This window comes from Enterococcus sp. DIV1368d, from assembly GCF_050542975.1.
Classification (GTDB): Bacteria; Bacillota; Bacilli; order Lactobacillales; family Enterococcaceae; genus Enterococcus_D; species Enterococcus_D casseliflavus.
Genome location: NZ_CP172939.1, coordinates 1,299,451 through 1,323,787, shown reverse-complemented (window position 1 = coordinate 1,323,787; position 24,337 = coordinate 1,299,451). Strand labels below are relative to the sequence as shown.

Here is a 24,337-nt window from a genome sequence, read left to right as displayed (position 1 = left end):
GAAGCCTGTTCGCTTCTGCGGTTTTTCTGACTATTATAAGCCTAATTCTGGCGCCGGATCAAAGAATCCTGACCATAAGCTTGTTGACATCCCTAAATGTAGATGGACGCCAGTTGAATTCCCAGTCGTTCCCATACCGCCAACATATTGTCTAGCTGAGACGCTTTGTCCGACCGAAACAGCTGGCAGCGTACTAAAGTGCATGTAGTAGCTGTAAACGCCATTGGCATGTTTGATGATCACATAGTTACCAGTTGACGGACCATAGCCCGCTTCAACGACTTCGCCTGCTTGGATCGCATAGATCGGCGTTCCTGTCCCCCCAGTAAAGTCGATGCCATTATGTTGATTTCCTGATGCACCTGTTGGATCTGTTCGATACCCAAAACGACTCGAAATATGAACCGAATCGACTGGCATTTGCCATCCACCTGTGCTTGCTTGTTCCTTTGGCTCAGCTGCTTGCTGCGCAGGTGCAGGCGTAGCTGCAGTTTTTTCTGACGACACCGATGTTTCTGGCGCCACTGCGGCTTCCGTCTTCGGCTGGGCTGCTGCCACTGCTGCTTGTTGAACGGCAGGACTTTCGGCGGTTTCAGCTGACTTGGCTTCTGCTGCTTGCTGACGTTTTGCTGCTTCTTCTGCTTCTTTGCGCGCTTTTGCTTCTTGTGCTTCTTGCTCAGCCAGTTGCTTCAACGCTGCTTCTTTTTGCCGTTGTGCTTCTGCTTTGTCTGCTTCCAATTGGTCTTTTTTCTCTTCTTCGGTGTTCAACGACAAGGCAAGGTCGGCTAGTGCAACTTCTTGATTCAATTTGACATCAGCTAATTCCGCTTGTTTTCCTTGCAATGCGTTTGACTGCTCTTCGATCGCAACCAATTGTTCCTGCAACTCTTTTTCCAATTTCTGGCTCGTTGCGATATCTTCTTGCTGTTGTTCGACAATGCTATTGCTGGCATTCATGATCGTTACTGAAGCGATCGCCCGTTGAATAGCTTCTCCGATGGACTCCGCATCAACGATTTTTTGGAACAAACGATTGGAAGGTTCCGACGTTTGAATGTCACGCGCTTGATTCGCCAGTACTTCTGTGCGCTTGATGATTTTCTCTTCAAGGACTTGGATTTCTTGTGCCAAGGCATTGACTTCTTCTTCCGTCGCCGTTTTCTTTTGTAAAATTGCTTGGATTTCTCCTTCAATCGATTGAATCTCTGCCTCTGTAGAACGTTTCAGCGATTCTAATGAGGTGGATTCATTTTTTATGTCATTGATTTTTTCATTTTGCTGCTGGATCTTCTGATCAAAGCTGTCTGCGGATACCGTCACGACAGGCAGCGTCAGCAAAACAAGTGAACTTGCAACCAAAAGTGTCTTTTTCATTTTTTCTCCTTAACTAAATGTGTCTTATCGCTTTCTTTAGCATACCGAAAGATTTCACTCTTGGGGCTGTTTTCACACAAATAACATCTGGCTGCAAGAAATTGACATCTAGCTGAAACAAAATTGTTAGAATATTTCAACGAAAAAGATTGCTTTTCTTCGCCTTTTAACCTTCGTTACTTATTAATTGACTGATCTCCTGACCAATTGCTTACGAAAAAGCCGTGATTTGCAGTAATCAGCAGTGGACCTATGCTATACTGGATAAAAAACGGAGGTTCTCATGATACAACAAGTGACCAAATTTACCGATTCTGAATTAGAAACAATCGCCCAGATTTGGCTGCAAAGCAATTTGGATGCCCATGACTTTATTTCAGCTGCCCATTGGCAAGATAACTATGACTTTGTGAAAAAAGCCTTTGCCGATGCCCTTATCTACACCTATTCGGTGGATGATCAGCCTGTCGGCTTCATCGGGATGTTGGATGAGTATATCGCTGGTATTTTCGTTTTGAAAGACTATCGTGCCCACGGCATTGGCAAGCAGCTTTTACAAAAAGTACAAGCAGAACACGAGAAGCTGACTCTGAACGTCTACCAAAAAAATACAGCTGCTATTGCGTTTTATCTCAAACATGGCTTTACGATCGTTTCTGAACAACTGGACTCTGATACCAATGAAATCGAAAACATCATGGAGTGGCATCGTTGATGCTGCTTTTTTTCACCTTCTTTTTCCCCTTTTGATCAATCGTACGACCATAACCGCTGATCGGCTTACCCGTCGAATCAATGGATACAATAAACGACAAAAAGCATTGCCTTCCATTTGCTGGATCGGCAATGCTTTCTTTATTTACTAGCGGTATTTCAACCAATGGTTCCCCCATTGGTGACAATCACTTCGCGATACCAATTAAAGGATTTTTTTCGATACCGTTTAAGTGAACCAGTTCCATCATCGTTTCGGTCTACATAAATGAACCCATAACGCTTTTTCATCTCTGCGGTCGAAGCACTTACTAAATCAATACACCCCCACATGGTATAGCCCAATACATTGACACCATCACCGATGGCTTTAGCAACGGCTGATAGATGATCATTTAAATAATTGATGCGATAATCATCAACAACGGTTAATTCTCCGTCAATTTCAATTAACTGATCAACAGCACCTAAACCATTTTCAACGATAAAAAGTGGCAACTGATAGAGATGCGAAAAACGGTTCAAGAGAATACGTAATCCGTCTGGATCAATCTCCCATCCCCACTCCGTTTCATCAAGGTAGGGATTTTTTAGAACGTTTGTCATATTTCCTTTTCCCTGTTGGTACTTTTCAGGCGTAGCAGAAACACATCGGGACATATAATAACTAAACGATATAAAATCAACGGTATTTTTCAATAATTCGAGATCGTCAGGTTCCATCTCGATAGTTGCATTATACCTCTGCCATTCTCTTTTGATCCAATCAGGATAATATCCACGAGCTTGAACATCCATAAAATAGTTTAAGTTTTTATCCGCCTCCAAAACAGCCAATGTGTCTTTCGGGTTTGAAGTCATCGGATAATTATAGATCCCTAACACCATATTCCCTACCTGCATCTGTGGATCAATTTCATGGGCGGTTTTGACTGCTTGGGCACTGGCAACAAGCTCGTGATGTGCTATTTGAAAGAGATCTTGCTTAGATAAGCAATCTTTTTCTGTCATCACTCCTGCTCCCATTAAGGGAAAATTCCAAAGCGCATTGATTTCATTGAAAGTTAACCAATATTTCACTTTCCCTTGGTAACGAGTAAACACAGTCCGACAAAAACGATCAAAGTAGTCTACCAATGCCCGATTACGCCAACCATCGTAACTTTTTGTAAGGAAATAAGGTGTTTCATAATGAGAAAGTGTAATTAGCGGTTCGATCCCATGAGATAAGCAGCAATCAATCACCTCTTCATAAAACTGCAATCCAGCTTCGTTTGGCTTTTCCTCATTGCCATTAGGGAAAATTCTTGTCCAAGCAATCGAGAAACGTAAAACTTGAAAGCCCATCTCGGCGAACATTTGAATATCTTCTCGATAACGATGATAAAAATCAATGCCTTCTAATTTTAAGTTTTGCGGATTTAGCTCAGGATCTAGTGGCCTTGTGACTCCATTTGATAAGAAATCTTGAATGGAAAGTCCTTTGCCATCTTCGTTATAGGCACCTTCCGCTTGATTGGCGGCAATCGCACCACCCCATAAAAAAGTTTCTGGAAATTTTGCCATATTTGTCCCCTCTTTATTCAAAAATCGATACTAAAACATCACCCTGTTTGATGGTTCCATCCTCAGAATGGACAATAACATCTGTAAAATCTGCTGTGTTTGTCACTACGATCGGTGTCACTGTAGAATATCCTTGACTAACAATATATTCTGGATCAAAGGTTACTAGCAAATCGCCTTTTTTAAAGGTATCTCCTACTTTGATTGCTGCAGTATAACCTTTGCCATCAAGTTCGACCGTATCGATACCAATATGGATCAACAGCTCAACTCCTTGCTTATTTTTGATCCCAATTGCGTGATTGGTGGGAAAAATCGTCACTACTTCACCATCAAATGGTGCAACTACTTGACCATTTTTTGGTTGAATAGCCACTGTTCTCCCCATGATCTCATTGGCAAATACACTGTCGGGAATTTCATGAGTCGCCAACCTATCCCCTGCCAAAGGACTGCTGATCTCTAAAGGTGTCCGTAATGATCGAATTGGTTCAGCAACCTGATTCGCATTTGACGTTTGACTTTGTGAAGACACTTCTGCTTTTTTCTTTCCTTCTGCATTCACAAAAAACAAAGTAAGTGCAAAAGACATTGCGAATGCAATAACAATGCAAATCACTGCGTTAACGATATTTGACAGATCATCCGTTAAATAGACAGGTAACGCCAAAACCCCTGCAGTTGCTGATGCATAAGTTCGCATGTTGGTCAAACCTGCCCATAAACCAGCTACTCCTCCAGAGGCTACCACGACCCATAAAGGCGTTTTTAGTTTCATCGTCACCCCATACAAAGCAGGTTCCGTGATTCCAAATAACGCTGTGGTACTAGCTGAAAAAGCCGTTTGCTTCATCTCTTTATCTTTGGTTTTTAATGCTACTGCCAGTGAAGCACCAGACTGAGCAATATTTGATGCTAGCATTCCCGGTCCTAATAACGTTCCATAGCCCAATGTGGCATATTGTGCTAGTTGAACAGGCATAAAACTGTAATGCATCCCTGTCATGACGAAAAATGGGGTAAATGCCCCCATCAGGACTGGTAAAACCCAGCGTGCTTGTTCATTGAAGAATTCAAAGACTACTAATAACACATCACCAACTAATGCTCCTAGTGGACCGATAATGATCCAAGCTAAGGGAGCCGTAACCAAGAAAACCAATAAAGGGACCAGAAAAATCTTCACAGGATTTGGCGATATTTTTTTTGCTAAACGTTCAATGTGCGCCATTGCCCATACAATCAAAATTGGCGGTACAACTGCCGAACCATAGGATACAGCTCTGACAGAAAGACCTGCAAATGAAATAGGTTCACCAGCTGCAACCATAGCAGTAAAAGCTGGGTGAATCAGCATTGCGCCTAAAACCGCTGCATAAAATGGATTCGCTTTAAAGTATTGTGCACTTGTTACGGCTAACATTACTGGAAGAAAATAAAATGCTGAATCGGCTAGTAAACTTAAAAGCTGATACGTTTGAGCTTCTGCGTTTAATACCTCAAAGAAAACAAGTAAAGCTAAAACAGCTTTTAACATTCCTGCCCCACAGATTGCTGGAATAATCGGTTGGAAAATTGAGGTGATCGCTCCTAAAACTCGATTGATGACTTTTTCTTCTTTCGGTGATGTTGGTTCTGAAGAATCACTTCCAAAGTTCCCCATTTTGTTGATTTCTTCCGTAACATTTGATACATCTGTTCCAATAATAACCTGATATTGTCCGCCTTTTAATGCTGTTCCTTGAACACCTGGTGTTGCTTTAAGATGATCTTCTTTGACTTTTGAATTATCTTTTAATACGAATCGTAACCGTGTCATGCAATTCGTTACAGACTCAATATTTGACGTTCCTCCAATATTTTCAACGATATTCTGTGCAAGCTCTTGATACTTAGTCATTTTTTTCCTCCTTATAAATAAAACAGACCAAATAAAAACTAAGCCTATATTTGGCTCAATCTTTATTTGGTCTTGCCCATTCGGTAACAAAACATTTAATCTAGTTCTCTTGTGGTCACTCGATTAATATGAATGACAAAATATAACAATTCTGAATCTGTAATTTTCACTTTATATTGACCAGCAATATGCTTCTTGATTTTCAAGCCAGTTTGGTAAGCTTTCGGATATAATTGCTTTACATGTTGCAATAAATCAGTTTCATCTTTTACTTCTTTACTTTCTGAAAAAATTCGGCTTACAAAATAGCGTATATGGGTCAAAAATCGGTCATAGTTCATGGACGTCTCATCCAACTTCATCCCATAATCATACTCCACGATCTGAACAATCTCTGCAATTACTTTTGTCGTAAAAATCGTCTCATTTTTAAAGCGTGAACTTGAGCTAGCGTTTACAAAATGCAGGGCTATAAAGCCAGCTTCATCTTCAATAAAACGAATCTTCTCTGATCGTTCAATAAACTGCAACGATCGCTTTGCTGCTGCAAATTCTCGTGGGTAATATTTTTTGATTTCCCACATTAAGTCATTGGTGATCGCTTCTCCTTTAAGATTACGCTCAATTGCGTAATTAATGTGATCACCAAGAAATAGATAGATGCTGGAATCAAATGTTCGCGCAAGATCCTTTTCTGCTTCTTCAATAATTTTGGCGGTCAGAATCACATGCCGTTCATCCATTCCTGCCATCAGCGACCCAAATTTGTTTTGGGTAAATTCTGCATCTAAGACATATTTTTTATCAATTTTCGTTTGATCAATCACCCCACTGCCTTTTACACCGAAACCAACACCGTTGCCAATCACTACACATTCTGTGCCATTATCCACCACGAGGACGGCATTGTTATTGTAGATCGTGATTGGTTTCATCTTTTCTCCCCCCTTCAAACAGACAAAAAAACCGACAAAAATATACACTCCGAGCATAAATAAGCTAGTGTATATTTTGTCGGTGTCGCCTTTTCAGTAGCAATCCTAAGTCCGATTATAGCTTTGACCAATTTGGTTGTCAACAACTCTTTTGCCATATCTTTTCAAAAAAACCAAAGAAATGTTGGCGCTATCAGTATTCGTAAAGAAAACTGCGCGTCCACTTTTTATCAGTGATAATCTGGTAAATAATCCCCATGGGCTTCGATCAAATCATCGACTAATTGGGTAATGTCTGCCAATGATAGTTCTGATGATAAATGAGGATCGAGGTAAGCTGCTTGATAAATCTTGTTTTTCTCAAGGGTCAACGCTGCTTCGACAGTCAATTCTTGCACATTGATGTTGGTTCGGTTCAATGCTGCAAGCTGCGTTGGTAAAGCGCCGACGTAGGTTGGTTGGATGCCGTTCTTATCCACCAAACATGGAACTTCCACACAGACATCCTCTGGTAAATTGGTGATCAAGCCTTTATTCAATACGTTTCCAGCAATAACGGTTGGATTGCCAGTCTTGATGGCATCCATGATATAAGAGGCGTATTCCCGACTTCTCTTATGGGTCAAATCGCCATTATCGACGATATCCTCCCGCATCGTTTCCCAATCGCGAATCTGATTTTCGCAACGGGTTAAATATTCATCCAACGGAATCCCCAGTTCGTCGATCAATTCTGGGTATTTTGATTTAATGAAATAAGGGTGATACTCGGCATTGTGCTCACTAGATTCTGTAATATAATAGCCAAAACGTTTCATCAATTCAAAGCGGACTGAATCATGGTGGGGATTTTCTTTCTCTTCAGCCAACTGACGGATCGTTGGATAGAAATCTTCCCCATCTTTGGTAATTTCCAATAAAAATGCCATATGATTGATCCCAGCAATTTTCCACTGGAAGTCAGCCAGATCATATTGTTCTTTGATCCCTAAATGCTCGAATAATTCTGGAACACATACTTGCACACTATGACAAAGCCCAACCGTTTTGATGGATGTTGCTTTCAATACCCCCATCGTCAGCATCGCCATCGGGTTCGTATAATTCAGCAACCATGCATTTGGACAAACTTCCTCCATTTCTCGAGCAAATTCCAACATGACTGGTAACGTACGCAACGTCCGAAATATTCCGCCAATGCCCATCGTGTCACCTATTGTTTGGCGTAAGCCATATTTCTTCGGTATCTCAAAGTCAATGACGGTGGAAGGTTTGTAGCCACCAACTTGAATGGCGTTTACTACAAAGTCGGCATCTCTTAGTGCTTCTTTGCGATCATGATAGACCTGTATTTCTGCTCGGTTTTGATTGGCATTTTTATTGATCGTCTTTAACATTGCCTCGGATTCACGAAGTCGTTTCTCATCGATGTCGTAAAGGGCGATGTGGGAATCTGCTAAGCTCGGGGTCAACATTGCATCTCCTAGAACATTTTTAGCGAAAATAGTGCTTCCTGCTCCGATAAAGGTGATTTTTGTCATTTTCTATTGCTCCATTCTTTTATAATTTACCGCCAGTAGTGGCAATTCCTTCAATAAATTTACGTTGAAAAATGATAAAGACAGCAACCATGGGCCAAATCGCTAGTAGCGAGCCTGCCATTTAGAACCACTTTCTTGAAACAATTCATCCACTGTTTTTTATGTATCCGTTTTCTTTTTACAAAACAAATATACTGTTTACTAATCAGATTGTCAATAAATTTTAACTAAAATAAAAAGAGTAAACACTTTACAATGTTTACTCTCAGCATTAATCTCTTTCTTTTTCACTTTCTCTGACGATCATCTTACTGGCCACCATGATTTTAACAGGTACTTGACGAATGCCTTTGATCCGCTCTTCTACCATCCGTAAAGCAATTTTTCCCATTTCTTCCATATCGATGGCAACGGTACTTAAAGATGGGGTCAAAAATTCTGCAACTTCAATATTGTTGAAACTGACTACTGAGATATCTTCTGGTATCCGATACCCACGTTTTTGCAAGGAGCGATATGTACCAACTGCAATCGAATCATTGGCGACCATAATAGCTGAAGGAAGGCTCTCTTTGCATTGTTCAAGCAATTGCTCAGTGGCTTTGATACCGTCTAATGTGTTCCATCCTTCTAGGTAAACATTGATGTATTCTTCCAATCCTTTTTCTTTCATCCAATACACATAAGTGTTCATCCGCATATCATCTGGCGATTGATGTTTCTCACTGGATGCATCCAAACGTACCCGATATCCCCCAATAAAAGCGATATTTCGATGCCCTTTTTTATACAAACGCTCTAAGTGCTCGGTTGCTGCTATAGAGAAATCCGTATATACCGCATCCCATTCTGAAGACAAAGAAGGATCATCGATCACGACGATATGAGGATTGACTGCTGCGATCTTTGCTAAAAAAGTTGGCAAGACTTGACCAATGACAAGGATTCCCTGATACTCCCTTAGCTCCTCAATGGCAACTGCGCGTTCAGACATATAATACGTTTTTTTTATGCGAAACTTATTTTGTTCTGCTTGTGCTTGAATGCCACGACGAATCGCCCGAAAATAGGGATCTTCTAATTCAGCTTCTTCCGAAACAGTGGATACCACTGCAATATTCATTGCCTTTTTCACAGGTACTTTCTTCTTACTATAGTGAAAATATTCCACGGCTTCGTTGATCTTATTTTTTGTTTCTTGCGTGACAGATAACGTTGGATCTTCATTGAGCACCCTCGATACAGTTGCGATCGATACACCCGCTCGTTTTGCGACGTCTCTAATTCCTGCCATAATACTCTCCTTTTTTACTTTATACTATGATATAAACACAAAATGATCAGAATGAAAAGAAATTTTAGTTAACAACCTACCTACTTGTTTACCTACAGTTTCAAATCATCTATGGAGAAGCAATCAGTTCAACGTCTCTTCGCAATTAACAACAAATAGAAACGTGCAGCGACCAAAGAACCGCTGCACGTTTTTCCTCCTTATTTCCTATGACGACCGCTACTCTGCTGGATACTCCCGCAAGCGATACCCGACGCCGATTTCGGTGATCAAATATTCTGGCTGCAGCGTATTGGTTTCGATTTTTTTGCGAATGTTTGAGATATTGACTCGCAAGGTTTGTGCATCCGCTGCAAAAGGTCCCCAGACTTCGCTGGTCAGGGTATCGTAAGTGACGACTTTGCCTAAATTCTTGAACATAACTGCTATGATGCGGTATTCGTTTTTGGTCAAATGGATCTCATTTTGATACTTGTACAGGATTTTTTTCTCAAAATCGATCGTTAACTCCTTGTTTACAAGAATCGGGCTGCTGCTAAAGGCAGTTGTCTCCTTGTGCCGCAATGCCGTGCGAATGCGGGCAAATAATTCATTGGTACTGAAGGGCTTCGTTACATAATCATCGGCACCGAGGTCTAATGCTTGCACTTTGTCTTGTTCATCTTTACGAGCAGAGATCACGATGATCGGTGTGTTCATGCGCTTACGAATGATTTTCAACAGCTCCATGCCGTCAATGTCCGGTAAGCCCAGATCCAGCAAGATGAAGTCGATAGTTTCTTCCTGCAAGAGCATCAATGCCTCCATGCCCGTGCCAACTGACGTAAAGTTGTAGTGTTCTCTTTGCAAGACGACCTCCATAAAATCAACGATATTCGAATCATCTTCAATCAATAAAAAATTTCGCTGCATGCTCTTCCTCCTTACTGCTTTAAATAAATACGAAAGATGGTACTGCCGGCTTTCGTTTCGATTGCTAATTTGCCTTCATGGGCATGGATGATGGTTTTAACGATACTCAGTCCGATGCCTAGTCCATTTTTGGAATCCACCGGCACTTCGGTGTCATTAGTCAAATTCGCTTGGATTTTTTGGTATTGCCCTAGGGGGATCTCCCCTTGGTTCTCGATTTCAATGACCACTTCTTGCTCCTGAAAAACTCGCAAGAAAATCGGTGTATCGGCGGTTCCATGGCGTACGCCATTTTCAATCAAATTAAACAAGGCTTGTTCGATCAAGATTGGATCGACTTTGACAAAAATCAGCTGATCGGGCATCTTCACGATGATTTTTTGTTGCGGATAGACTTTTTTTAGGTGCGTTAAAACCGCTTCGATAATTTCTTCGATTGGTTCTTCACTGCGCTTGACCGCCATGTTAGTCAAATTGATGCGGGTTACCGACAGTAAGTTTTCGACCATGCGGATCAACCACTGAGATTCACTTTGGATATCTCCTAGCAGCTTTTGTTTCGTTTCCTTTTTGATCACGCCTTCGGTTTCGCTCAATGTTTCGGCAATGCCAGAAATCGTCGTCAGTGGCGTCCGCAAGTCATGAGAAACCGCACGCAGTAGATTGCTGCGGACTTTTTCCCGTTCGTTTTCTAATTGGATCTGTTCTTTCTCACTCGCCAATGAGACTTGCTCCAACACGGTCGCAATTTGGGTGATCACAAGGCGCAAGTAATTCAATTGACTATTGGCCAACTGATGCTCCTCGTTGCGTTCTACCCCAAGGGCGCCTAGTGGTTTGCCGTTTAAAACGATCGGCAAGTAAAATCCATTGGCACCAATCAGAGTATCTGTGCCGCGACCGGCTTCTTTTTGATTTTTCACGACCCAAAAAGCGACGGCTTTCTCATCCTTGCCAGTCAGTTGAGACAATGTTTCTCTTGAAGAATGCAGACTTCTCAAGTGACCTTCTCTGTCATATAACGCCACTTCTCGCTGGAGTAAGCGTGCCAAATAGGTGGTCGTACTTTCATAAATGTCTTGCTCATTCCGCGTTTCCATGTATTGTTTGTTCAACTCATACAATATCTCCATTTGATGCTCTTTTTCCTTGGCATTTTCTGCCTGAGTCTTCAATCGAACCATCAAATTACTGATCATTAAGGCAACGATCAGCATAATCACTAATGTGATTGGATAGCCTGCTTTATAGACCGTCAAGGAATACAAGGGTTCGACAAAGAACCAATTGTAAGAAAGGACACTAATGATCGATGCCATGGCACTCCAAAGATAGCCACTCGTGTAACGGGCCACTAAGAGAACAAAAAAGATGTAGACCAGCATCAAGTTCTGCTCACCGAAATGCAGATATTGCATGCCTTCTGTCACTAAGGTGGCGAGCATGATCAGCCCAAAGGTCAAGGTGAAATCTCGACCGCCACCTTCAAATAACTGCGAAAACGTTAGCCGTGGTCGCTGCATTTTTTCTTTAAAAGGAATCAAATGGATCTCAATGTCATCAAGGCGCCGAATCAAGCGGTCTTCTAAATCCTCGACAAACAATTTTTGGAACCACTTCTGAGAAACCTGTTTCCCCATGATAATGTCACTGGCACCCGTCATTTTGGCATACTCTACGATGGTTTCAAAACTGTCATCCGCTTCGATGTTGATGACTTCTGCTCCCAAACGCTCTGCCAATGGCACCTCGGTAGGTGTATCATCTAACGATCGAACTTGGATAACCGTCCATTCCGCCCCCACTCCTTGGGCTAAGCGGGCGGTCCAACGAATGCATTTCTCTGCCATTTTCGGCAAGCGATCATCAATGATGGTCAAAAGCTTGCTTTGGACTCGTTTTCGACCGCCGTTCATTTGATTGATATGATTGGAAGCTTTTTGGATCGCTAATCCCCGCAGATGATCAAGTTTTTCTGGCGTAAAAAAATTTTTTAGCGCTCGTTTGGCATTTTCATCAGCATAGATTTTTCCTTGTTCCAATCGATCGATCAGTTCGTCTGGTTCAACATCCACCACCCGCAAGCTGGCGTGCTGGAAAAAGGTGTCAGGGACTGTTTCTCTGACTTCCACTTCCGTGACCTTTTCCACGATATCATTCAGACTTTCGATATGCTGGACATTGATGGTCGTGTAGACGGTGATTCCTGCATTCAATAGTTCATCGACATCTTGGTAACGTTTTTTGTTTCGGGCACCAATGGGATTGGTATGTGCCAACTCATCGATCAAGACGATATCTGGTTTTAGTTGGATCAGTCGATCGATATCTGGCTCATAAAGGGTCAATTGCTTGTGTTGGTATTGCTTTAATGGTACTTGTGGTAACCCTTCAAGCAATCGATTGGTATCGGGACGTTTGTGGGGTTCGATATAGCCGATCACCACATTTTTGCCCATGAGTAAACACTCATGGGCTTCTGTTAACATCGTATAGGTTTTTCCAACACCGGCAGCAAAACCGAAAAATACCCGTAGCTTGCCACGTTTAGGTCCAAAGCCCGCTTGCAGCAGCATCTCTTCTGGGATCGTCTGCTGGTTATTTTCACTCATAGATGCTTCCCCCTATCCTTCGGGTAATTGATCGAGCTGCTGATTCAAGGCCATGATATTGACATATTCTCTCGTGGAGAACAAATCAGCTACTTTATTCCTGTTTATTATATCATGAATTGTTTGTTCATCGATGCCTCTTGTGTCAGCGATCCGCGGCAGTTGAAAAAGTGCCGCTTCGACACTGATATCAGGATCAACGCCACTACCCGAAGCGGTCACGAGATCGATCGGCACACTGGTTTGGGTTGGGTTTTCTGCAAGTAACGCCGCTGTCCGCTCAGCTACAGTCTTTTTTTGGGTCGTATCATAGGGCGACAATTGTGAAACAGTTTGATCACGGCCTTGGAAGTAACCTGCTTGGTCAAAGGGTTGCGCAAGTAGCTCAGACCCTTTGACCGCTCCGTCTTCCACGATTTGACTGCCGTTGGCTTGATGGGCAAAAAAGACTTGTCCGACACCGGTGACCAAAAATGTATAGAGACCGCCAAATAGCACGGTACTAACTAGTAAAAATTTGATACTGGCAAAGAGGGTGTTCTTCATCATGTTTTCCTCCTAAATGACTCCTTGACTCTGATGGATTTTTCTTATAGCAGAACAGCTGACAAAAGCAAATCTACTAGCTTGATGCAAATGAATGGTGCGATGATGCCGCCTAGGCCGTAGACGACAAGATTGTGCCGCAGCATTTGGCTGGCTGGTTTTTCTTGGTATTTGACCCCTTTTAACGCCAGAGGGATCAAGGCGATGATCACGACTGCATTGTAAATGACTGCGGACAAAATCGCCGTTAAGGGACTACCAAGATTCATGATATTCAGCGCTGCAAGTTCTGGATAAATCGCATAAAACAGGACAGGGATCACTGCGAAATATTTGGCGATATCATTCGCGATACTAAAGGTCGTCAATGCCCCACGGGTCATCAGCAGCTGTTTACCGATCTGCACCACTTGCAGTAATTTGGTTGGGCTGGAATCAAGGTCGATCATATTCCCTGCTTCTTTGGCTGCTTGCGTACCGGTATTCATCGCCATTGCCACATCGGCTTGGGCGAGTGCGGGTGCATCGTTGGTCCCATCCCCCGTCATCGCCACCAAATGCCCTTTTTCCTGATATTCACGAATCAGGTTCATTTTGTTTTCTGGTGTTGCTTCGGCTAAGAAATCATCGACGCCCGCTTCGGCGGCAATAGCAGCTGCCGTCAAGGGATTGTCTCCGGTGATCATGATCGTCTTGATGCCCATCTTGCGCATGTCGGCAAATTTTTCTTTGACGCCGTTTTTCACGATGTCTTTTAAATAAACGACTCCGAGTACCTGGCCATTTTTCACTACGACCAATGGGGTTCCACCAGCTTTAGCGACTTTTTCTACGATCTCATCACATGCAGCGGGATAGGTCTGCCCTTTTGCCGTCACATATTGCTTGATCGTATCGGCAGCTCCTTTACGGATCTCATCACCACGATAGTCGATCCCAGACATCCGTGTTTTGGCACTAAAATCGATCCAATGAACATCGGCTTGCTGAAATACCCGTTCACGAATATTGAAGGCTTCTTTGGCCAAAATCACGATACTGCGTCCTTCCGCCGTTTCATCGGCAAAAGATGCCAACTGCGCTGCATCTGCCAACTCTTTGGCGGTGATCCCTGGTACTGGCAAGAACTCACTGGCACGGCGGTTTCCCAGAGTAATGGTTCCTGTTTTATCCAGTAGCAAAACATCCACATCTCCTGCAGCTTCAATCGCGCGTCCACTCATGGCGATGACGTTTTCTTTGGTCAAACGACTCATTCCAGCAATCCCAATCGAGGAAATCAAGGCGCCGATCGTGGTCGGTGCGAGACAAATCAGTAATGCGATCACGATCACACTGGAAATCGCCGTTCCCCGACCAGATAACTGACTGCTAAAATCGGTAAAAGGAATCAATGTGATGGAAACAGCTAAGAAGATGATGGTCAGTGTCACTAAGAACAGCTGTAAGCCAATCTCATTGGGTGTTTTTTTCCGTTGCGTCCCTTCCACCATCGCAATCATCTTATCCAAAAAAGAATGACCATTTTCAGCGGTCACTTTGATGACCAAGTAATCAGAAACGACTAACGTTCCTCCGGTGACTGCACTGCGGTCACCGCCAGACTCACGAATGACAGGTGCTGATTCTCCTGTGATGGCACTTTCGTCCACCGAAGCAGCACCTTCCACGACATCCCCATCGGCAGGAATTTGTTCGCCAGATGGAACATACACCAAGTCGCCTTTTTTCAAATCGGAGGAACGGACTTCGTTAAAAGCCCCTTTCGCTACATCTTCGAGGGACATGACTTTGTAGGTCATGATTTCTTTTTTAGCTTGCTTCAAACTATCCGCTTGTGCTTTGCCGCGCCCTTCTGCCACTGCTTCGGCAAAATTGGCAAACAACAAGGTCAACCATAAGAAGACGGTCACACTGATGCTAAACCACAACGGGACCGTTTGTTCTTGAAAACATAAAATTGTTGTCAAGATCGCCCCTAAATAAACCACAAACATTACGGGGTTTTTGATTTGTTGGCGAGGATCCAATTTCTTAAAGGATTCGCCGATCGCCCATTGATAGATTTTTTTCATTTTTTCTCTCTCCTATTTCGTTGTAAAGAAGTCTGCGATTGGACCTAAAGCCATCGCTGGTAAAAAGCTCAGTGCACCGATCACGATGATCACAATGATCAGCATCGTGACAAAGACTGGACTCGTGGTTGACAAGGTTCCTTCATTACGAACGGTTTTCTTTTTGGCCCCCATGTTTTCTGCCAGATACAAGATGGCTGCGATGGGAACGAAACGTGAAACGAACATCAAGATACTACCCAAACTATTTAGGAAAACAGTATCTGCGGTCAAGCCGCCAAAGGCACTCCCGTTGTTGTTGCTAAAGGAAGTTGCAGCATACAGCAGTTCGCTAAAGCCATGGGCGCCTTGGTTGGTTAGCCAGCTCATGATATCAGGATGCAAGGTCATCAACATAGCCCCGAAAAGCGTCAGTAGCAATGGCGTCAAAATAACGATACTCGTCATTTTAATGTCAAAAGCTTCGATTTTTTTGCCGATATATTCGGGTGTTCGTCCGACTAATAAACCAGCGATAAAGACCGTCAATAATAGAAAAGCGATCATGCCATAAAGTCCGCTACCGACACCGCCAAAGATGATTTCCCCTAGCTGCATCAAGAACATCGGGATCGCACCCCCGAGTGGTGTGAAACTATCCAGCATGGCATTGACTGATCCACTGGAAGCAGCGGTGGTACTCACTGCCCAGAGACTCGACCAACCGACACCGAAACGTACTTCTTTGCCTTCTAGATTGGCATTCCCAAGCACTTGACTGAATTGCGGTCCATAAGCTTCACTGATCACTACGCCAATAAAAGCTAGGATCAAAAAGACGGTTGCGGTGATCAAGATCGTACGTCCTTGTTTCCACTCTTTGATCCAAAAGCCAAAGGCAAAAATCAAAGCAGCTGGCAGCAACAAAATCGCTAAGTTTTCTAAAAAATTACTGAACATCGTTGGATTTTCAAATGGATGGGCAGAGTTGGCACCAAAGAAACCGCCGCCGTTGGTCCCTAATTGCTTGATGGCGATTTGACTCGCTACTGGTCCGAGCGCCATCCAAAAGGATTCCCCCTCAAATCCATTGACTTCCACGCCGCTGCTCAACGTTTGGACAACGCCTTGAGACAGGAGCAAGATCGCTAAAATCAATGAAAGTGGCAAAAGGATATAGAGCAAGGAACGGGTGATGTCTTGCCAAAAATTCCCTACCGTACGTTTTTGTTTTTGCTGCAGCCCACGAATCAAGGCACACAGTACGGCTAATCCTACTGCCGCAGATAAGAAATTTTGCACTGTTAATCCTAATGCTTGGGAAAGATTGGTCAGTGCTTCTTCCCCAGCGTAAGCTTGCCAGTTCGTGTTCGTCACAAAACTGACGGCTGTGTTCAATGCTAAGTCAAAGGACATGTTCTCAACGGCTGCCCCTTGCGGTAACCAGTGCTGGACCATCAATAATCCGGTCAAGCCGATGATGGAAAAGACGCTGACGGCCAAGACGGAAAATAGATAAGTTTTGGCGGTCATTTCTTTTTTGCTGACCGAACCAATCACTCGATAGGTCAACCGTTCAATGGGTTGGATAAAGCGGACAAACCGCGGTGTTTTTCCTTGCATGATTTCTTTGATATACCAGCCCATAGGAACCGCTGCTGCTAGTAAGATCAGTAAAAATAAAAAGCCTTGCACAAAATAGCTACTCATCGTTCTCCCCCCTCAAACAAGTACCAAAAGAGATAGATCATTACGATCACTCCGATTATTCCTAAAACAAGATTCATATTCTTCACTCCTTCATGACGTAAGCATACGCAAAAAGAAATAAAAATAGTGTAAATCTTCTGCTAGCATCTTTATATCTTCTTTATACGGCTGCTTATCGGACAAGAAAACCGCAATACAGCAGGTATTTTAAAAAACAAAAACAGCGGATATCCTTCACGATATCCGCTGTTAGAGTCATTGAGACTTATTTCGTTTTTCTGCTTTTGTTCGTGTGTTTCTTACGAAAGAAGACGATCCCCGCTAGTGCAACAAGGCTCACTCCTGCAATCGAATAGCCTTGAGTGATGGCTGTACCGGTCTTTGGTAACACCCGTTTGTCCTTTGCGGTCGCTTTGCTTTGTTTACCAGGCTGTCCTGCATCCGTTGGTTTTTCTTGCCCTTTATTAGAATCATCTTTCTCTGGCTGCTTATCGTTCTCCTCTGGTTCTTCTGCTTTTTCAATGACTTTGATCGTCGCTGTGGCGGTGACTTCTTCTTGTGAGCGAGTACCAAATAAACGTGCGAAAAAGTTAGGAGTTGCTGCTTCATCAGTGACGATTGAATAAGTGACTTGATAGGTGCCCGTTTTCTTCGTATCCACCGAACCGCCCACCAGCAGTTGCTCCAATGCGAGTGACTTACCGTCACGATCTGTAGCGGAGACAAAATTGTCGGCTGCTGTCCAGTTATCACCGACATAAATCACGCTATCTTTCACAGTCACAGACGTTTGATCTGCCAACACGGTGATCGTGGCAGTTGCTTCGGCTTTGCCATTTCGATAAATGACTTGGTATTTTCCAGGCACATCAGTATTGACTGTACCGCTAATCAATACTTGATCATAATCGACTGCTTGTCCGCTTTTATCTGTTGCCGAGACAAAATTATCGACGGCTTGCCATTTCTCTCCTTCATAGATCGTACTATCTTTTGCTACGACCGTTTCTTCGTGAGCAACCACAGTGATTGTCGCTATTTCGCTGACTTTTCCATTCGTATAAGTGACTTCGTATGTGCCTTCTTGCTTGGTATCGACGGTACCAGTAACGATCACTCCTGATAATTCAACCGTTGCTCCTGTTTTGTCTGTGGCTGAGACAAAGTTGTCGATTGCTTGCCAGTCGTCACCAACATACAAGTTACTATCTTTGGCTTTAACTGATGTTTGATCAACCAAGACGGTGATCGTCGCTTTCGCCTCAGCTTTACCATTACGATAAACCACTTCATATTTCCCTGGTGTGGCGCTATCGACTGTACCTACTGTTGTGATATCAGCCAGTTTTACTGCGTTGCCGTCTTTATCTGTTGCCGACACAAAGTTATCGGCGACTTGCCAGTTCTCGCCCTCATAAATCATACTATCTTTAGCAACTACTGTTTCTTGGTTGGCAACAACCGTAATCGTCGCCGTTACTTTTACCTTGCCATTTTGGTAAACCACTGGATACTCGGCTTCTTTGGAGGTATCCACTGTTCCACTAACAACTACACTTGAAAATGGAACATTCGCTCCCGTTTTGTCTGTGGCTGAGACAAAGTTGTCGATTGCTTGCCAGTCGTCACCAACATACAAGGTGCTATCTTTGGCTTTAACTGATGTTTGATCAGCTAACACGGTGATCGTGGCTTTCGCTTCAGTTTTGCCGTTGCGATAAATCACTTCGTATTTCCCTGGTGTGGCGCTATCGACTGTACCTACTGTTGTGATATCAGCCAGTTTTACTGTGTTGCCGTCTTTGTCTTTTGCCGACACAAAGTTGTCGGCGGCTTGCCAGTCATCGCCTTCATAAATCGTACTGTCTTTAGCAACTACTGTTTCTTGGTTGGCAACAACCGTAATCGTGGCAATAGCTTCCGTTTTACCATTGCTATAAGTAACTTTGTACTGACCTTCTTTACTCGTATCAACTGAGCCACTAACGGTTACATTTGAAAATGGTACATTCGCTCCTGCTTTGTCCGTTGCCGAAACAAAGTTATCAACCGCATGCCAATCGTCACCAACATACAAGGTGCTATCTTTGGCTTTAACTGATGTTTGATCAGCTAATACGGTAATCGTGGCAGTCGCTTCGGCTTTACCATTGCGATAAATGACTTGGTATTCTCCTGGTACTTTCGTATCCACGTCACCACTGGTGGTGAGCTCTGCCAAGCTTAACGGTTGCCCCTTCTTATCCGTTGCTGAAACAAAATTATCCGCAAGTTCCCATGAATCTCCAACATAAAGTGTACTATCCTTGGCAACGACTGTTTCTTGATTGGCAACCACGGTGATCGTCGCTGTTGCTTTTTGATTGCCGTTTTGATAAACCACTGGATATTGACCTTCTTTGGAAGTATCCACGGCTCCACTAACTGTCACTCCTGAAAATGGTACATTCGCTCCTGTTTTGTCCGTTGCCGAAACAAAGTTATCAACCGCATGCCAGTCGTCCCCGACGTATAAGGTGCTATCTTTTACCTTGATTGATGTTTGATCAGCTAACACGGTAATCGTCGCTGTCGCTTCGGCTTTGCCATTGCGATAAATGACTTGGTATTCTCCTGGTATGTCCGTATCAACTTCGCCGTTGATGGTCACTTCTGCGATTGTCACTGCGTTGCCGTCTTTATCCGTTGCCGATAGAAAATTATCAGCTGCTGTCCATGCATCGCCTACATATAACGTGCTGTCTTTGGCTGCTACCGTTTCTTGGTTGGCAACCACGGTGATCGTCGCTGTTTGGCTAACACTACCGTTGATGTATTTGACCTCATAGGTGCCAACGTTTGTCGTGTCGACCTCGCCATTGACTGTGATTTCCGAGAAAGTCAACGCATTGCCGTGTTTGTCTGTCGCTGAAACAAAGTTGTCTTCAGCATGCCATTCATCTCCCACGTAGATCGTGCTATCTTTGGCGTCGATCGTCGACAAGTCTTCTTCTGGTGTGATACCGACAGAAAGATGATTGCCCGTCCGATTCACTTGCACCTCTTTACCAAGTTGAAGTTCCTGTGGTATGACGTAACCTTCTGGGACGTAGGAAACATAAAGCGTATAGTTCCCCGTATAAATATCCGTTAACTGATATTCTCCATTTTCATCCGTTACGACAGAAACGATATCTCCAGTCAATTGATTCCAAAGCGTCAAAGTAACCCCCGCAATCTTCTCAGTTGGTTCTTCGGTATTATAAACATCAAGCGTCGCATTGGTTTTGTAGATGATCCCGCTGGAATCGCCTGCCGAAAATTGCAGATTGGCCACCGTCGAGGTAGCCGTCCGTTTGGCTTCCGACAAGGTATCGATCGTATCAGAAACGATCGTGGCTGAGGCTGAGATTTGGCCGGCGTTTTGTGAAAGGACGTTGTAACTGATTTCGATATTTTTCGTTAGAACATAGTTTGAAAAGACAAGCTGTACGTTCCCATCAACTTCTTTGACTTCATAGCTGTCATCTGGCACATTCGAAACAGTGATCGATCCTAAATCGATTTCGCCATTGGTGTTCCCTAACGATTTTAGAAGGATCGTTGGATTTGCTACTTTTTTCGAGCCATCATCGGTATTTTTTGTCGTGACCTTGACCTGCGTCATGTTTTTCGTATTGTTAACGGTATTTTGCGTAATGCCAATAATATCTGTCGCTGTATTGGAAACGGAAACGGTAGTTGAGCCTTGCTGATTATTTGATAACGGTTCTTTTGCATAACCAGGTACATAAATCGTACTCATTTCCTGCCATCCATTGGCGTATTGATAAGCAATAATGTAGCGCCGATTGGTCGTCCCAAAATCAAAGGTATAATAGTTGGTTTCTTCATCATGGGTGATCGTTGGATAATTCGGATCGCTTTCCTTCATGGCTTGGTTATCATAATAACCGCGATCCCAATACTGCGGATAAATGCCACTGACTTGTTCATTGGAAACATCGATGATCGAAAACACGACATCGGTATTTTTCGGTACATGAGTTTCAACGGTCAAATCACTGATGGTATCTTGACGCGCGTTGACTAAAAACTGATTTTTACTACTTTGGAGCGTGCGTTCAGAATACAGTTTTCTTCCGGTATAGACGGAGGTATGAACCGTGTCAAGTCCCGTTGCGGAAATCGTGATTGGAATTGTATCGTTAGGAATCGATTTTGTCGGTGCTAAACTGTCTGGCACGTAATTGAAGCCAATATCAAATTGAACGGAATAGGTAATGGGCGACGTAAAGGTGACCATCGTTCCGCCTGCTACTTCTTCAATCGTATAATCTTTTCCTAATGTGTAGTAAAAACTGACTTTTGGTACCTTTCTCAAAGAAAGATACTCTGGGTGTTCAATAAACATTTGTAAATTTTCGATTGGTTGTGAGTTACTGCCTTCGATGTTGATGGAAGTATCACTCATGTAAGCACCATTTTGATCATAATTTCCCCAAGCCGTTTCAGCATTGTTGGGATTAAGAACACTGATTGGTTCGACATAGTTGTCTTCAACGATTTTGAATTCTCTATTGGCGATCAACGGTGTCGAGACATTGAGAATGATATCTTTCTGATCAAAGGGTACGGTTATGTTCGTGGAACCAAGAGTGAGATTGCTGTCTTTTGTAGCAGTCACAATCAGTTTGTCCCCACTATTTTCGACAGAAAAATAATCCGCAAAAGTCACATTTTGATAGAAGGCGTCTCTTGCTGTTAACTGTTTCGCCGTGATCGGCTGTCCGTTTTGACTCGAAAGGATGATTTGTTGACCAGCTTTCATCTCCGTCGGCATTTGATGAATTGATACATAGTAGTTTCCTTTAGAAAGGCCATTCATAAAACTGGCAGAAGCAACCCCCATATAATACCTAGAATCGACTTCTTTTTCATCTTTGCTGGTTTTTGCGATAAAGGAAAACCCTCTATTTTGGGCAGTTGTTTGTTTTAGCTGTACCGAACCAAATCCGGTCGTTGGATACCCTTTTGAAAAAGAAGGCGTATATTCCGTCAGCTCGGTCAAACTCATGGTGAATTGATAAGAAACCCCATAAGCCTTTTGTTTGTCCATCTGTTTGATTTCAACTGCAGTATTGTAAAGACTATTTGAAGTGATCGTATAGTCCGTCCCTTCGACTAATGCTGTCTGTGTTTCTGGTTTGATCTTTCCTTTGATATCCACCTCATAGCTGAAAACTTTTAACGGTTGGGTCTCAATCTTTTTGAAGGAAGCCCCCGGCGTATCAACCAAATTCAGTGCAAGAGTTTCCGTTCCAGATAATGTCCGATCGGTATTGTAGTAGACCATTCCTTCCATCCCAAAGACATTTTTTTCTGACACATATTGAATCGGATCGACCTCTTCATACAAATCAATCGCATAGCTTGTCTGGTTTTGATCGCCGATCTCAATCGTTAGCTGAGGCTTATCTTCTGAATATAGATAACTAGTCAACTCGATTGAAAAAGAGGCATCATGAACCGATTGATTAAACGTGATCATCAGTTGATGAGCTGCACTATCTACAGCCCACGATGCATTGATCGCTTCATTGGTTCCTTGCACATCACTAAAGCCAAGGCCTTGCGGCAAGTCAAAAACAGCAGTGGTGCCGGCTAAATAGTCTTCGTCATTGATTTCAAAGTCTAATTTCAGTTTCACCGGACTATTGTTTAAAATCCGCGTTTCTTCCGTTTGACTGAACTCATCACCAGCAATCGTCAGCAATGTGCCTTTTTCTAAAAGCTCTTGTCCATTGATGCGGGTGCTAACACGGGAACTTTTTTCGGTTTCTTTGGCCTCTTTCGATTCAGTTTCTGAAGAACTTGTTTGCGTCGAATCTGTAGTATCTGCTGTATGCGTTGATGAAGTTGTAGCAGGCGTTTCACTTTGACTCGTTGTTTCTGCATCCGTCTTGGAGGTTGCTTCGCCGCTTTCTTCTGAAGAACGATCCGTTTGAGTAGTCTCAGTTGTTTGCGCGTCGCTTGTGTTTGTTTCATTGGCAACGCCGCTGGTTGATTCCAGCAGATGATTTGAGTTATCTAAAGTACGAATGGTCTGTTCCTGTTCCGTGGTTTCCGCAAGCGCCATGACCGGAGTGATCACTTGGGACAGACCTAAAGCGGTAACAACAATGCCATGACGAATTCGTTTATTTCTCTTTTTCATTTTTTTCCTCCATTAAATATATGTAGTTTTAACTGATTGCTTTACGGATTTTTTTTCCAACTTCTAATTCTTCCCCATTAAAAAAGCAAAGAACATTGTTTGTTCGATCAATCATTTTGATTTGTCGCGCATTAATAATGTACGATTTGAATACTTTATAATACTCAGGCAAATCTAGCTGTTTGATGACCTTTAACGAAGTTTCAATGCACTCAACTGATTTCTTTTGATGGAATACGATTCGGTTTCGCTCACCTTTGATCGTTGTTATGTAGTTGATTGCTTCTGCATCAACGATCATCAACTCTCGTTTACTAACAATTTTTAATAAGTGTTTTTTTCCCAGCAATGATCGTTTCACTTCAATTGCTTCTGTTAACAAATTTCTTAACTGCATTGCCACATCCTTTTCTTCTGTATCGATGATTCCTAAAGGACAGATAAGATTCAGTTTCTTGATTTCGATTTTGGACGCATAGGCACCATAAAAAGCAATTTGACACTTTTTGCACTGCTCCCTCAATCGCCCTGCTAATTGAAAACTTCGATCAAAGCCCATCATTTCAATGGAAAATAAAAATAAATCGTTCACATCTGTTAGATACCCTTCAAGAAAAGAATCTAGTTCTTCCGGTGAAATGATCTCCACCATAGAATAAGGAACATGACTTTCAGTGATCATTTTTTTCATCAAATTTCCATTAAAAAAGTTGTCATCTACTATATAAACAGCGAAATTGCTCAAATTTGCAGACATCTTAATTCTCCTTTTCACATCATTTCTAATTGTATTCTTAATTAAAAATGCCTGCTTGCACTTTCAAACGAATTAGCGAAACGTTTATGCAAAAAAGGTAGTTTAAATTAAAAACAAAGTAAGAAAAGACTTTATAATTGGTCTAAACCTATTATAGTAAAGGAGTTCCCGTCGTACTGCTTTCTTAACACATTTATAAGACAGAAAGCGCAAACAACAATAAAAA

Annotated in this window: 15 protein-coding genes and 1 pseudogene; 1 reads left to right on the top strand and 15 read right to left on the bottom strand. The window is 42.8% G+C overall.

All coding sequences use genetic code 11. The annotated features are described in order from the left end of the window. Positions 1-33: 33 nt before the first annotated feature. Positions 34-1,374, bottom strand: a complete 1,341-nt coding sequence (locus IGJ44_RS06085; RefSeq protein ID WP_430606389.1) for a peptidoglycan DD-metalloendopeptidase family protein — start codon at positions 1,372-1,374, stop codon at positions 34-36. 283 nt (positions 1,375-1,657) lie between these two features. On the opposite strand from IGJ44_RS06085, the gene IGJ44_RS06080 reads away from it, so the two are divergent. Further along, entirely contained in the window at positions 1,658-2,089 is a 432-nt protein-coding gene (locus tag IGJ44_RS06080; protein WP_430606387.1) for a GNAT family N-acetyltransferase, read from the top strand. On the opposite strand, the gene IGJ44_RS06075 is transcribed toward IGJ44_RS06080, so the two are convergent. The 14 genes and pseudogenes from IGJ44_RS06075 to IGJ44_RS06010 form a co-directional block, all read right to left on the bottom strand. Beyond that, entirely contained in the window at positions 2,070-2,255 is a 186-nt protein-coding gene (locus IGJ44_RS06075; protein WP_430606385.1) for a hypothetical protein, read from the bottom strand. The genes IGJ44_RS06080 and IGJ44_RS06075 overlap by 20 nt on opposite strands. After that, complete coding sequence (locus IGJ44_RS06070; RefSeq protein WP_430606383.1) at positions 2,248-3,654, bottom strand: glycoside hydrolase family 1 protein; 1,407 nt, start codon at positions 3,652-3,654, stop codon at positions 2,248-2,250. The genes IGJ44_RS06075 and IGJ44_RS06070 overlap by 8 nt, the downstream gene beginning before the upstream one ends. Before the next feature lie 13 nt (positions 3,655-3,667). Continuing rightward, complete coding sequence (locus tag IGJ44_RS06065) at positions 3,668-5,554, bottom strand: beta-glucoside-specific PTS transporter subunit IIABC (protein WP_430606382.1); 1,887 nt, start codon at positions 5,552-5,554, stop codon at positions 3,668-3,670. A gap of 95 nt (positions 5,555-5,649) precedes the next feature. Continuing rightward, a complete protein-coding gene (locus tag IGJ44_RS06060; protein ID WP_430606380.1) occupies positions 5,650-6,489 on the bottom strand; it encodes a PRD domain-containing protein in 840 nt (279 codons plus the stop codon). 230 nt (positions 6,490-6,719) lie between these two features. Next, positions 6,720-8,030 carry an alpha-glucosidase/alpha-galactosidase gene (locus tag IGJ44_RS06055; protein ID WP_430606377.1) on the bottom strand — a complete coding sequence of 437 codons (1,311 nt, stop codon included), beginning with the start codon at positions 8,028-8,030 and terminating at the stop codon, positions 6,720-6,722. A 19-nt stretch (positions 8,031-8,049) separates the two neighbouring features. Beyond that, a pseudogene (locus IGJ44_RS06050) lies at positions 8,050-8,151 on the bottom strand (carbohydrate ABC transporter permease); the annotation flags it as partial. 150 nt (positions 8,152-8,301) lie between these two features. Further along, a complete protein-coding gene (locus IGJ44_RS06045; RefSeq protein WP_430606374.1) occupies positions 8,302-9,324 on the bottom strand; it encodes a LacI family DNA-binding transcriptional regulator in 1,023 nt (340 codons plus the stop codon). A gap of 219 nt (positions 9,325-9,543) precedes the next feature. After that, positions 9,544-10,236, bottom strand: coding sequence for a response regulator transcription factor (locus IGJ44_RS06040; RefSeq protein WP_430606373.1), 693 nt, complete (start codon positions 10,234-10,236; stop codon positions 9,544-9,546). 11 nt (positions 10,237-10,247) lie between these two features. Beyond that, positions 10,248-12,848 (bottom strand): DUF4118 domain-containing protein, encoded by a 2,601-nt coding sequence (locus IGJ44_RS06035; protein ID WP_430606371.1) that lies wholly within the window; start codon positions 12,846-12,848, stop codon positions 10,248-10,250. 12 nt (positions 12,849-12,860) lie between these two features. Next, on the bottom strand, positions 12,861-13,397 hold the full coding sequence (locus IGJ44_RS06030; protein WP_430606369.1) for a potassium-transporting ATPase subunit C: 537 nt from the start codon (positions 13,395-13,397) through the stop codon (positions 12,861-12,863). A gap of 41 nt (positions 13,398-13,438) precedes the next feature. After that, a complete protein-coding gene (gene kdpB / locus IGJ44_RS06025; RefSeq protein WP_430606367.1) occupies positions 13,439-15,469 on the bottom strand; it encodes a potassium-transporting ATPase subunit KdpB in 2,031 nt (676 codons plus the stop codon). A 12-nt stretch (positions 15,470-15,481) separates the two neighbouring features. Beyond that, positions 15,482-17,158, bottom strand: a complete 1,677-nt coding sequence (gene kdpA, locus IGJ44_RS06020) for a potassium-transporting ATPase subunit KdpA (RefSeq protein WP_218213106.1) — start codon at positions 17,156-17,158, stop codon at positions 15,482-15,484. Positions 17,159-17,423: 265 nt separating this feature from the next. Then, on the bottom strand, positions 17,424-23,354 hold the full coding sequence (locus IGJ44_RS06015) for a bacterial Ig-like domain-containing protein (protein ID WP_430606365.1): 5,931 nt from the start codon (positions 23,352-23,354) through the stop codon (positions 17,424-17,426). A gap of 28 nt (positions 23,355-23,382) precedes the next feature. Further along, positions 23,383-24,111: a LytTR family DNA-binding domain-containing protein gene (locus IGJ44_RS06010; RefSeq protein WP_005235024.1), complete on the bottom strand. Its 729-nt coding sequence runs from the start codon at positions 24,109-24,111 to the stop codon at positions 23,383-23,385. Between the last annotated feature and the right edge of the window lie 226 nt (positions 24,112-24,337).

Coding starts and splice junctions, on each gene's coding strand:
- IGJ44_RS06085 (WP_430606389.1), bottom strand. CDS start 1,374: ATGAAAAAGACACTTTTGGTTGCAAGTTCACTTGTTTTGCTGACGCTG.
- IGJ44_RS06080 (WP_430606387.1), top strand. CDS start 1,658: ATGATACAACAAGTGACCAAATTTACCGATTCTGAATTAGAAACAATC.
- IGJ44_RS06070 (WP_430606383.1), bottom strand. CDS start 3,654: ATGGCAAAATTTCCAGAAACTTTTTTATGGGGTGGTGCGATTGCCGCC.
- IGJ44_RS06065 (WP_430606382.1), bottom strand. CDS start 5,554: ATGACTAAGTATCAAGAGCTTGCACAGAATATCGTTGAAAATATTGGA.
- IGJ44_RS06060 (WP_430606380.1), bottom strand. CDS start 6,489: ATGAAACCAATCACGATCTACAATAACAATGCCGTCCTCGTGGTGGAT.
- IGJ44_RS06055 (WP_430606377.1), bottom strand. CDS start 8,030: ATGACAAAAATCACCTTTATCGGAGCAGGAAGCACTATTTTCGCTAAA.
- IGJ44_RS06045 (WP_430606374.1), bottom strand. CDS start 9,324: ATGGCAGGAATTAGAGACGTCGCAAAACGAGCGGGTGTATCGATCGCA.
- IGJ44_RS06040 (WP_430606373.1), bottom strand. CDS start 10,236: ATGCAGCGAAATTTTTTATTGATTGAAGATGATTCGAATATCGTTGAT.
- IGJ44_RS06035 (WP_430606371.1), bottom strand. CDS start 12,848: ATGAGTGAAAATAACCAGCAGACGATCCCAGAAGAGATGCTGCTGCAA.
- IGJ44_RS06030 (WP_430606369.1), bottom strand. CDS start 13,397: ATGATGAAGAACACCCTCTTTGCCAGTATCAAATTTTTACTAGTTAGT.
- kdpB (WP_430606367.1), bottom strand. CDS start 15,469: ATGAAAAAAATCTATCAATGGGCGATCGGCGAATCCTTTAAGAAATTG.
- kdpA (WP_218213106.1), bottom strand. CDS start 17,158: ATGAGTAGCTATTTTGTGCAAGGCTTTTTATTTTTACTGATCTTACTA.
- IGJ44_RS06015 (WP_430606365.1), bottom strand. CDS start 23,354: ATGAAAAAGAGAAATAAACGAATTCGTCATGGCATTGTTGTTACCGCT.
- IGJ44_RS06010 (WP_005235024.1), bottom strand. CDS start 24,111: ATGTCTGCAAATTTGAGCAATTTCGCTGTTTATATAGTAGATGACAAC.